Here is an 11,337-nt window from a genome sequence, read left to right as displayed (position 1 = left end):
GCAGCGTGAGGAACAGCGAGCGCAGAGGCGGCATGATGGCGCGGCCAGTGGCCGGCGGCTAGCCTGTTTCCCATGACGCACAACGACGCCCCCGGCCTGCCCGCCGCCGGTTCCGGTGACCTTCCCGCCGTCGGCTTCCCGGAACTGCACTGGCGCAGCGCCGGCCCCGCGGATCTGGATGCCTGGGCTGAGCTGATCGCCCGGACCGCGGCTGCCGAGCAGCCTGTGTGGTTTGAACGGCGGGCGGACCTGGAACAGATCATGGAGTCCAAAAACAACCCGGTGGGTCCAAACACAGTGCTTGGCCTGGACTCCGGCGGTGTTCCCAGGGCCTATGCCCGCCTGACCAAAAACAAGGACGGGGCCAAAGCCCATGGATTCTGTGCCGTGGACCCCAAGTGGCAGCGCCGCGGCGTCGGGTCAGCCCTTCTGTCCTGGCTGGAGGCACGGACCAGGCAGCGGTTCGCGGAGGATTCCGGTGCAAATGTTGCCGGTGCGGACGGAACAGGGCCAGTACCGCGGCTGCGGATTTTCATCGAACAGAAACAGCAGCACCAGTGCGCTCTCCTGGAGGAGTCCGGGTATGAGGTGGTCCGCTACTACAACGAGATGCACCGCCCGCTCTCGGCTCCGCTGCCCGAAGCGCCACTGGACCACGGCCTGAAGCTGGTGCCGATGGAACCAGGGCTGAGCGAAGCCGTGCGCCTGGCGCACAACCAGGTCTTCGCCGACCACTGGGGAAGCGAACCGCGGGACGAGGAGTCATGGGGCTTCGTGGTCAACGACCCCCTGGCCCGGCCCGATCTCAGCGCGGTCGTGCTGGCGAGTAGCACGGGTGAGGTGGTTGGCTACCAGCTGGCCAGCCACGACCCGGAGACCGCCGTGGCACGCGGGTTCACCGAGGGCTACACGGACCTGCTGGGTGTCCGCCGGGAATTCCGCGGGCGCGGCGTCGCGCAGGCACTCCTGGCCGATGCCATGCGGCGGTTCGCCGCCGCGGGCATGGACAAGGCGTCGCTGGATGTGGATTCCGAGAACCCCACTGGCGCCATGGCGCTGTACCGCAAGATGGGCTACGCCCCGGTTAACACAAGCCTGGCCTGGGACAAGGTCCTCCAGCCCTGAACGAAAGCGCCGGTCAGCCGTCCACGTCCGCAAGGTGATGGACGACGTCGTGCAGGAAATACTGCGCGAGCGTCAGGACAGTGAACTCCGAGCCGTTGCTGCGCAGCCCGGTCCGGTCCCACTGCGACTCCTGCACCCTGGCGAAGGAGGCCGCCACCTGCTGGCCCTCCGCAGTGAGCTCGGCGCTCACCACGGCGGGGTCGGCGTTCGCGTAGTCGCTCTCAAGTGCCGTCTTGTCCTGGTCCCAGTTCTGAAACCGCGCGTTGTCATCGGTGAGCATCAGGTTGAGGCGGCGGTCGAAGAGGTTGAACACGTCCCTGACATGGCAGGCGTACTCCAGCGCGGACCAGGTGCTGTCGTCCGGCCGCTCGGTGGCGTCCGGCCGCCGGAGCACGGCCCGCCAGCGCGGCAGCATGTTCTCGACGCTGCCGGGAACCGTGGACGGCGTGACGGTGGACGCGTCGAAGCCGCACTGCGTGCAGGGGCGGGACAGGACCCAGGTCCAGTCCTTTTCATCCGGGACGATAGGCATGGCAGTAGTCTAGGCGGATTCCGGCCAGGCCATGCTCGGGCCGATGACGTCCACCGCCTGTGAGAGCGGAATGCCCGAACCATCGCGCCGGCCGTGCTCCTGGGGCAGCGAGCGGGCCACCCCTGCCGACGACGACGCCTTCGCCGGGCCGTGGCCGGCCCACGCCAGCAGCAGCGTGTCCTCACCCTTCAGGAACCGGTGCGCCCGGACGCCGGCGGTGGCGCGGCCCTTGGCCGGGTATTCGGCAAAGGCCGTCACCTTGGCGGCCCCGGGGGCGGTGCCCGGCAGGGCACCTTCCGTACCGGAAATGGTGACGACGACGGCGGATTCGTCGCCGGGGGCGACCGCACCGAAGAACACCACCTGATCCCCGGCGGCGAGCTTGATGCCGGCCATGCCCCCGGCCGTCCTGCCCTGCGGGCGGACGACGGCGGCGCTGAACCGCAGCAGCTGTGCCTGCCGCGTCAGGAACACCAGGTCGGTGTCGTCGGATCCTGCCGGGGCCACGCCCACCACGGTGTCCTTGTCCTTCAGCGTGATCACTTCCCAGTCCTCGCGGTTCAGGGGGTAATCCGGCTGTACCCGCTTCACGATGCCCTGCGCCGTGCCGAGCGCCAGCACTTCATCGAGCGGGGCGAATGCCACAAGGGACTCACCCTTCAGGAGGGTGATGAAGTCCTTGGCCGGAACGCCTCCGGCCAGGTTCGGCAGGCCGGAGACCGGCGGGAGGACGGGCATGTCCATCACCTGGATCCGGAGCATGCGCCCCTGGGAGGTGATTGCGGCGATCTCGCCCCGGGCCGACGTCTTGACCACCGAGCGGAACACGTCGTGCTTGGAGCGGGGGCCGGTCTCGGCCAGGCTGTCCTGGTTGGCGGTCCGGGCGATCTGGCCGGAGGCCGTGAGGATGGCCCAGCACGGGTCGTCCGCAATCTCGAGGGCCAGGGGAGCGGGCTTGCCCTTGACGCCCGCCTTGCTCTCGACGCCGGCGGCGCTGGCCACCGTGGGGGACACGGCCTCGGATTCCAGGAGCACCGTACGCCGCGGCGTGCCGTACTTTTCCGCGATCTCCCCGAGTTCGCCGGACACCAGTTCCCGCAGCAGCTGATCGGACTCGAGGATGGCCTCCAGTTCGGCGATCTCCTTGCGAAGTTCGTCCTGCTCCTTCTCCAGTTCGATCCTGCTGTACTTGGTCAGCTGGCGGAGCCGGAGCTCGAGGATGTAGTTGGCCTGGATCTCGGAGAGGTCGTAGATGGACATCAGCCGTTCGCGGGCCGCGGAGGCCTCGTCCGAGGACCGGATGATCTGGATGACCTCGTCGATGTCCACGATGGCGATGAGCAGGCCCTCCACCAGGTGGAGGCGGTCCTTCTTCTTGCCGAGCCGGAACACCGTCCGGCGCCGCACCACCGAGATGCGGTGGTCCACGTACACGGTGAGCAGCTGCAGCAGGCCCAGCGTCTGCGGCTGCCCCTCCACGAGGGTGACGTTGTTGATGCCGAAGGAGTCCTCCATCGGCGAGTAGCGGTAGAGCTGCTGGAGAACCGCGTTGGGGTTGAAACCGTTCTTCAGCTCGATGACGAGCCGCAGGCCGTGCTTGCGGTCGGTCAGGTCCACGACGTCGCTGATACCTGCCAGCTTCTTGCCGTTGACCGCGTCCTTGATCTTCTCGATCACCTTTTCCGGACCCACCATGTACGGCAGTTCTGTGACTACGAGGCCCGTCCGGCGTGCCGAGAGCTGCTCCACCTCCACCTTGGCGCGGGTCTTGAAGGAGCCGCGGCCCGTGGCGTACGCGTCCCGGATGCCGTCCAGGCCCACGATGCGCCCGCCCGTGGGCAGGTCGGGGCCGGGCACGAACCGCATGATGTCTTCCAGCGTGGCGTCCGGGTTGGCGATGAGGTGCCGGGCCGCGGAGATGACCTCCACGAGGTTGTGCGGCGCCATGTTCGTGGCCATGCCGACGGCGATGCCGGTGGTGCCGTTGACCAGCAGGTTGGGGAACGCTGCGGGCAGGACCTCCGGCTGGGTGAGCTGGTTGTCGTAATTGGGGACGAAGTCCACCACGTCTTCGTCGAGGTGGTCCGTCATGGTGAGCGCTGCCGCCGCCAGCCGGGCCTCGGTGTACCGCGGTGCCGCGGGGCCGTCGTCGAGCGAGCCGAAGTTCCCATGGCCGTCGATCAGGGGGAGCCGGAGCGAGAAGTCCTGGGCCATGCGCACCATGGCGTCGTAGATGGCGGTGTCGCCGTGCGGGTGGAGCTTGCCCATGACCTCACCCACCACGCGGGCGCTCTTGACGTGGCCGCGGTCGGGACGGAGGCCCATGTCGCTCATCATGTAGAGGATGCGCCGCTGGACGGGCTTAAGGCCGTCCCGGGCGTCGGGCAGGGCCCGGGAGTAGATGACCGAGTACGCGTACTCCAGGAAGGAGCCTTCCATCTCGGAAGTCACGTCGATATCAACGATGTTTTCGGTGTAGTCCTGGACTGTTTCCCCTGCGGGGGTGCGTGTTTGGCGGCGTGCCATGGGGCTGGTGGATCCTTTTTGGGGTGCACTTCGGGAGGTTTAGCTAGGCTAAGCCTATGGTGGATCAGCCCGGGGACGGCGAATATCCGGAATATTGGGAGGCCGATGTCGTTCTGAGGGACGGCGGCACAGCGCATTTGCGCCCCATCCACCCCACCGACGCGGACGCCGTGCAGACCTTCCACACGCGGCAGTCGCAGAACTCCATCTACATGCGGTTCTTCGCCCTCAAGGAGCGGCTCTCCAGCCGCGAACTCAAGCGCTTCACCGAGGTGGACTACCGGGACCGGGTGGCCTTCGTGATCACCATCGGCGGGGACATCATCGGCATCGGCCGGTACGACCGGCTGGACGACCCCGCGGAGGCCGAGGTGGCCTTCAACATCGCCGACGCGCACCAGGGCCGGGGCATCGGCTCGATCCTGCTGGAGCACCTCGCGGCGGCGGCCCGCGAAAACGGGATCCGCCGGTTCAGTGCCGAGGTCCTGCCCGAGAACCGCAAGATGCTCATGGTCTTCTCTGACGCCGGGTATGACGTCAAGCGCCATTTCGACGATGGCGTGGTGAGCCTCGAGTTCAACATCGACCCGACGGATAAATCGCGCGCCGTGATGGAAGCCCGGGAGCACCGCGCGGAGGCGAGAAGCGTGCAGGACCTGCTGGCGCCGTCGTCGGTAGCGGTGATCGGTGCGAGCCGCAGGTGGGGGACCGTGGGGTACCAGCTCCTGGAACACATCATCGAAGGCGGTTTTACCGGTCCCGTCTACGCCATCAACCCCGAAGCGTTTGAACTGGCCGGAATGCTGTCCTTCGGCAAGCTCTCGGAGGTGCCCGGGCCGGTGCAGCTGGCCATTGTGGCGGTGCCCTACGAGGAAGTCCCCAAGGTGGTGGATGAGTGCGCCGCCGCCGGCGTGAAGGGGGTCCTGGTGGCCTCCGCGGGATTCACCGAGGACGGGGAGCGGGGCCTCGCCCGGCAGCGGGAGCTGGTGCGGCAGGCGCGGGCCAACGGGATGCGGGTCATCGGACCGGCCTCGCTGGGCATCGTGAATACCAACCCAGCGGTGTCGCTGAACGCCTCCATGGCACCAAGCCTGGCCCGCGGCGGCGGTCTGGGGCTGTTCAGCCAGTCCGCGGCGATCGGGGTGGCGCTGTACGCGGCGTCCAGCCGGCGCCGCGCCGGCCTCTCCACCTTCCTGTCGGCCGGAAACCGGGCCGATGTGTCCGGCAACGACATGATGCAGTTCTGGGAGGACGACGCCGACACCACCGCGGTGGGCCTGTATCTGGAGTCGATCGGCAACCCGCGCAAGTTCTCCCGTATCGCCCGCAGGCTCGCGCGGACCAAGCCGGTGATCGTGGCCAAGTCCACGTCCATGGGGCTGCAGCTGCCGCCGGGCCATGCGGTGCGCACCACGCAGGCTCCCGCCGATGCGCTGGACTCGATGATGCGCCAGTCCGGGGTGATCCGGGTGGAGACCATCGAACAGCTTATGGACGTGGCACAGATCGTGTCTGCCCAGCCGCTGCCCAAGGGTGCCGGGGTGGCGGTCTTCAGCAACTCCGGGGCGCTGGGGAAAGTCGTGGCGGACAGCGCCGTATCCCACGGCCTCGGCGTCGAGGAGCTCGTGACGGAGCTGGATCTGGACGCCGGCATGTCCCGTGCCCTGCCGGCCCTGCGTGAACGGCTCCGCGGGGTGCTGGCCAACGAGGCGGTCCACGCGGGCGTAGTGGCCTTCCTTCCGGCCCGCGGGCTGACCGTGGAGAAGCTTGCCGGGGCGCTCGCAGAAGCCTCCGCCGAGGCCGGAAAACCGGTGGTGGCTGCTTTCACCGGCATCCTCGATCCATCGGTGTACGTGGAAGGCATGGTGGGGGAGGGCGCCGGCGCAGCGCCGGTGCCGTGCTACTCGAATCCCGGGGCGGCCGTGGCCGCCCTCTCCGCCGTTGTGCGCTACGCCGAATGGGCGGAACGGGACCAGGGCCTCTTTGTGGATCCCGATGGGTGCGATCCGGATGCAGCGCACGCCGACCTCGAACGGCTGCTGGCCGATGTCCGCGGCGAGCAGCTCAGGCAACTCGAGCCTGCAGACGCCGCGCGCCTGCTGGCGCATTACGGGATCAGGGTGATGCCCTCGGAAGGCTTCGATACGGAGGATGAAGCCGTGGCGGCGGCCGGCAGGCTCGGCTGGCCCGTGGCACTGAAGACCACCGATCCGACGCTGCGCCACCGCCTTGACCTGGGCGGGGTGCGGCTGGACATCCAGGACGCGGAGTCCCTCCGGCTGAACATTCGTCAGATGCGCCGGGCGCTGGAGCCCTACGGCCTGGCGTCGCTGGAGGTCCAGACCATGGCCCCGGTGGGCCAGGCCTGCACTCTGCGCGCCATCGAGGACCCTTTGCTGGGGCCGGTGGTGTCCTTCGGGCTGGCCGGCGACGCCGTCAACCTGCTGGAGGACTGGGCGCACCGGGCGCCGCCGCTGTCCGGCGCCGACCTCCGCGACCTGATCCGCAGCCCCCGCGCGTCACGGAAGCTGTTCGGCTACCAGGGTCTGCCCGCCGTCGACGTCTCCGCTTTGGAGGAGGTGGCGGCGCGGCTGGCACGGCTCAAGGATGCGCACCCGGAGATAGCCCTGGTGGAGTTCAACCCGGTCCTGGCCACGCCGCAGGGGGCGTTCATCCTGGCTGCCGACGTCCGGATCGGGAACGCGGCGCAGCGCACTGACAGCGCGCGGCGGGCGATGCGGAGCTAGTCCCCTGGTTAGCATGTGCCACACCGATCTGTGAAAATGGGGAAATGAGCTCCCAGCCTCCCACCTCGAAGCCTCAAGCGCCCGACCACAGCCCGCAGGCTTTCCAGCACAGCTCACACAACCACAGTGTGCAGGGCCAGAGCCTCGACGGCGCCCTGCAGCAGGCGGGGTTTTACCCGCTGCTCGTAGCCGACGTCGTGGATGACGCCTTGGACGGCCGGGACTGCCTCGCGCACCTGGTCCACCTCGAGACCCACTTCGACCGCGCCGAGGTCCGCCGGCACATCACCGTCCTGGTCCTCACCGAGGACATGCTGGTGATCACCCACGTGGACGACCAGCAGCTCGACGAGGCGGGCGAACAGATCGTGGCGCAGATTTCCACGGAATCCGTCCCGGTGTCGCAGATCCGCTCGGTGGTACTGAGCTACATGTACGCCCAGCCGCAGAACTACAAGCCTTCGGACCCGGTCCGCGAGGTCACCCTGTCCATCGCCTGGTCCGGCGGCCAGCGCCTTGATGTGGGTCCGGCCAGCTGCGGAGACCCGCAGTGCGAAGCTGACCATGGCTACAGCGGCACCATCGCCCAGGAAGATATCGTCCTGCGCATCAGCGCCGAGGCGGACGGCCTGCAGGCGGTCCAGGATGCCAAGCTTTTTGCCCGTGCCCTGCGCGCGGTAAACACCGGATCCCCCACCCCGGTGCGGCACGCGCCGTCCGCAACCCACCCGCGTCCCCGCATGGGAGTTTTTGCCAACCGGCTCAGCCGCGGGCACAAGCGCTGAGATGCGGGAGCAGGAAAACCATGCTTCAGGCTCCGCACCACGAACCACGGAATCCGGTCCTGCCGTAAGCGGGTTGCCGGGGGCGCCGGCCTATGGCCGCCGTTCCGTGGCCGAGGTGCTGGGCAGCGCAGCAGCCAGCCTGGGTGTACCGGGCTTCGAGAACGTGCTGGGCCTCCCGCAGGCCAAGCGCGTGTGCGTGGTCCTCGCCGACGGGCTGGGCCGCAGCCTGCTTAAGCAGAAGACCGCGCACACTCCCTTCCTCCGGGGCATCCTGCAGCAGGGCCAGGGGGCGGTCCCCGTCTGGCTGGATGCCGCCTTCCCTTCCACGACTGCAGCCTCCCTCGCCAGCCTCGGCACCGGACTCGCGCCCGGCCAGCACGGACTGGTGGGCTATGACGTCCTGGACCCGGCACAGGACAAAGTGGTCAACATGCTGGGCAACTGGGATGCCGCCGTGGACCCGCAAAAGTGGCAGCCGTTCCCCACCGTCTTCGAACGTGCCTCCGAACACGTGGCGGTCACCACCGTCAGCCTGCCGCAGTTCGGCGGCTCGCCCATGACCCAGGCGGCGCTGCGCGGCGGAACGTTCGTCTCCGGCACCACCTCGCACGCCCGCACGGCGGCGGCAGCCGAGGCGATGGCTGACGCGGAGTCTGCCCTCATGTACTTTTACGTGAACGACCTGGACAAGGCCGGCCACCGGTACGGCGCGCAGTCGCCGCAGTGGGAGCACCAGCTCGAGGAGCTGGACGCCACGGTCAAGCGCCTTGATGCGTCACTCCCGCCCGGAACCACAGTGCTGGTGACGGCCGACCACGGCATGCTGGACGTTCCTGAGTCACAGCGCCTCGATTACGCCGCCGACGCCGCCCTCGTGGACGGTGTCCGGCACACGGCCGGCGAACCGCGGATGGTCCACCTGTACCTGGAGGACGACGCCGGTGACGCCGCGAAGGAACGGCTCCTGGCGGCCTGGCGTGCCCGCTTCGGCGAGCGGATCTGGGCGTTCAGCCGGGAGGAAGCCGTGGCTGCCGGGCTCTTCGGTACGGTGCGGCCCGAAGTTACAGGACGGTTGGGCGATGTGATGGTGGCAGCCCGGGATGCGCTGGCCTTCTACGACACCCGCCGGGTACGTCCGACGGCCATGGAGGTTGTGGGCCAGCATGGTTCCCTGACCAGGGCCGAACGCGAAATCCCGCTGCTCAGCTTCCAGGCTTCCGGTAGGACAGCTGCGGGCAAGGCTGTCCGCGGAAGGACGGCAGGCCGCCAGGGATCCCGTGGCTGAGCTCGTCTTCTTCTCCGGAACCATGGACTCCGGCAAGTCCACCCTCGCCCTGCAGATGGACTACAACCACCGCGCCCGCGGCCGCGGCGGGGTGCGGTTCAGCCGCAATGACCGCGCCGGAGACTCCCGGATCTCCAGCCGCCTGGGGCTGCAGGCCGAGGCCGTGGAAGTCGTCGACACCACGGACTTCTGGGACGAGGTGGTGCTCCGCCGCACCCAGGGGATTCGCGTGGACTACCTCATCTGCGACGAGGCACAGTTCTATTCAGCCGCCCAGGTGGAGCAGCTGGCGCGCGTAGTGGACGAGATCGAGGTGGACGTCTTCGCCTTTGGCATCACTGCGGACTTCCGGACCCGCCTCTTCCCGGGTTCGCAGCGCCTGATTGAGCTCGCGGACCGGGTGCAGGTCCTGCAGGTTGAAGCGCTGTGCTGGTGCGGCCGCCGCGCCACCCATAACGCCAGGACGGTCGACGGCGTGATGGTCACCGAAGGCGCCCAGGTGGTGGTCGGCGATGTGGACATGGCCATAGATCCTGCGGCAGGCGATCCCGACGGCGACGAAGGCCACGTGCCGGTGGTGGGCTACGAAACGCTGTGCCGCCGGCATTTCATGCGCCGGGTGACTGCCCACGGCGCCAGCATCATTGCCCAGCAGGACGAGCTGCTCCCGTTCGAGGTGGACGCCTGCCTGTGGCACGGTGCTGGTGGAAAGGCGGGCGCCAATGGAAAGGCCGGTGCCAGTGCCAGCGGAAGGGCCTGGAGCTAGTACTCAGTCCCCGCGGGTGCCGAAAACGATTTCGTCCCAGCTGGGAACACTTGAGCGCTTCGGCCGGGACGGCTGGCGTTCCGGTTCCTCCTGATCGGCACGGGACGTCCCCTGGCCAGGCTGCGGCCGGGTCCCCTCAAGGCGGCTTCCTTCAAGGCGGCGGCGGGCATTGCCGCGGCCCAAAAGTTCGTCCAGCCCTGGGTTGGCAGGCCCCGGGCGGCCGGTAACCGGGCCGGGGGACTGCGCCGCCGGTGAGGCGGGATCCTTGGGGTTGGCCGGGCTGGGCTTGGCCGGACCCGGCTGACCCGGGACTATGGTGATTTCGCGCGTGTGGGTGCTGACGCCGTCGTGAAGCTTCAGCGACTCGTCCTCCGTGTCCTCATGCCTGGGCACCAGGTTGAGCCGGGAAACCATCGAAGGCCTGCCGTCACGGCGCCGGGCCAGGGTGAACTCCGCCGCCGGAGCCTCGGCGGCGCCGTCGCCGTCGTCCTCCTGCGCTTCGGATTCCGGACCAGGTTCCGCACCGTCATGTGATGCACTCTCGGAATGGGCTGCACTGTCGGAATGCGCTGAATCACCTGCATGTGCCGAGCCCTCCGCCGGCGGTTCGGCCTCCGTGACCGCGGCCGCCTCCTCCGCCCGAGGGTGGGCGGCCGGAACACCGTTTGCCAGCAGCAGCGCCAGGGCGTCGTCGCTGTCCTCGTCCACGCCAAGCCGCTGGCCGCGCCGCGAACGCAGCATGTCCAGCAGGCCGTCAGGGTCCTTCTGCTGCTCTATGCCTGCACCAATGCCGGTGCGGGCCGCAGCGTCCGCGTCAGTTTCGAAGTCGAAAGGCCTGTCGGACACCGCGGAAAGCCGCCGGGCCGGCACAGGTCCGTCCAGTGGCTCCAGTTCGCTGAGCTGCTGGGCCCAGCGGTTCGCGTTCTGCAGGGATTTCCGGGTGGGGTTGAACGTCCACATCGCGGGAGGTTCCTCGCCAATGCTTGCGTGGCCGCCGGCAGCGGCTTCAAACTTGGCCACCACGGTCCAGGTACCGTCCGGACGGCGCCATGAATCCCATTCCAGCGTTGAGGACTGGATGCCGTGGGCGGTCAGCCGGTGGGCCACCATGTCGCCGAGGGTGGCGGGGTTGTCGCCGAACGCCGAACGGTAGACGTCGTGCCCCGGGGCCGGGGAGGCGACCTCCACCTTCTGGGCCTGCTGCGCGATGTACGCGCGTTCGGCCAGGACCGGCCCTTCATACCGCTCGACCTTTTCCTGCGGCATGCCGGAGGCGGCGGCAACCTCGGCAGCGGTGGAACCGCTGCGGATTTTCGCCTGGATGTCGCGCGGAGACATGGCCACGGGGGTACCCGCGGACGGGCGCGCGGAGGGCCGGCTGGCAGCCAGCCTGAGCGCCTCATTGATCGGCAGCCGGAACATTGCGCCGGCGGTACCGCTTAACAGGAGATGCTCCCCGTCGTCGTGGACGCCTACAAGCCGTAGATCCTGCATACAATCCTCCACCCTGGCATTACTATCATTCGAAACTCTGCCACCCCGCACTGTCTTTTCCCGTTAGGGCAGAGGGC

8 protein-coding genes are annotated in these 11,337 nt (G+C 68.5%); 5 read left to right on the top strand and 3 right to left on the bottom strand.

Annotated elements, in window-relative coordinates; all coding sequences use genetic code 11:
- Positions 1-72 precede the first annotated feature (72 nt).
- On the top strand, positions 73-1,125 hold the full coding sequence (locus ARGLB_RS09630; protein WP_003801639.1) for a GNAT family N-acetyltransferase: 1,053 nt from the start codon (positions 73-75) through the stop codon (positions 1,123-1,125).
- A gap of 13 nt (positions 1,126-1,138) precedes the next feature.
- Here ARGLB_RS09630 and ARGLB_RS09625 read toward each other — a convergent pair whose 3' ends face one another.
- Positions 1,139-1,657, bottom strand: a complete 519-nt coding sequence (locus tag ARGLB_RS09625; RefSeq protein WP_003801638.1) for a DinB family protein — start codon at positions 1,655-1,657, stop codon at positions 1,139-1,141.
- 9 nt (positions 1,658-1,666) lie between these two features.
- A complete protein-coding gene (locus ARGLB_RS09620; RefSeq protein WP_003801635.1) occupies positions 1,667-4,183 on the bottom strand; it encodes a DNA gyrase/topoisomerase IV subunit A in 2,517 nt (838 codons plus the stop codon).
- Positions 4,184-4,239: 56 nt separating this feature from the next.
- Here ARGLB_RS09620 and ARGLB_RS09615 point away from each other — a divergent pair, with 56 nt between their 5' ends.
- The 4 genes from ARGLB_RS09615 to ARGLB_RS09600 are packed head-to-tail and all read left to right on the top strand — an operon-like array spanning position 4,240 to position 9,766.
- The gene (locus tag ARGLB_RS09615; protein ID WP_003801632.1) at positions 4,240-6,930 is read left to right on the top strand and encodes a bifunctional acetate--CoA ligase family protein/GNAT family N-acetyltransferase; all 2,691 of its coding nucleotides are present in this window, start codon (positions 4,240-4,242) and stop codon (positions 6,928-6,930) included.
- Positions 6,931-6,974: 44 nt separating this feature from the next.
- Positions 6,975-7,715: a DUF5998 family protein gene (locus ARGLB_RS09610; RefSeq protein ID WP_003801630.1), complete on the top strand. Its 741-nt coding sequence runs from the start codon at positions 6,975-6,977 to the stop codon at positions 7,713-7,715.
- A 1-nt stretch (position 7,716) separates the two neighbouring features.
- Complete coding sequence (locus ARGLB_RS09605) at positions 7,717-9,000, top strand: alkaline phosphatase family protein (protein ID WP_050934325.1); 1,284 nt, start codon at positions 7,717-7,719, stop codon at positions 8,998-9,000.
- The gene (locus ARGLB_RS09600; protein WP_003801626.1) at positions 8,993-9,766 is read left to right on the top strand and encodes a thymidine kinase; all 774 of its coding nucleotides are present in this window, start codon (positions 8,993-8,995) and stop codon (positions 9,764-9,766) included. The genes ARGLB_RS09605 and ARGLB_RS09600 overlap by 8 nt, the downstream gene beginning before the upstream one ends.
- Before the next feature lie 3 nt (positions 9,767-9,769).
- On the opposite strand, the gene sepH is transcribed toward ARGLB_RS09600, so the two are convergent.
- The gene (sepH, locus tag ARGLB_RS09595; protein ID WP_003801623.1) at positions 9,770-11,260 is read right to left on the bottom strand and encodes a septation protein SepH; all 1,491 of its coding nucleotides are present in this window, start codon (positions 11,258-11,260) and stop codon (positions 9,770-9,772) included.
- Positions 11,261-11,337 lie beyond the last annotated feature (77 nt).

It is taken from the genome of Arthrobacter globiformis NBRC 12137, assembly GCF_000238915.1.
Taxonomy (GTDB): domain Bacteria; phylum Actinomycetota; class Actinomycetes; order Actinomycetales; family Micrococcaceae; genus Arthrobacter; species Arthrobacter globiformis.
Note: the sequence above shows the minus strand (reverse complement) of the source record. Positions and strands in the feature narration are given on the sequence as shown.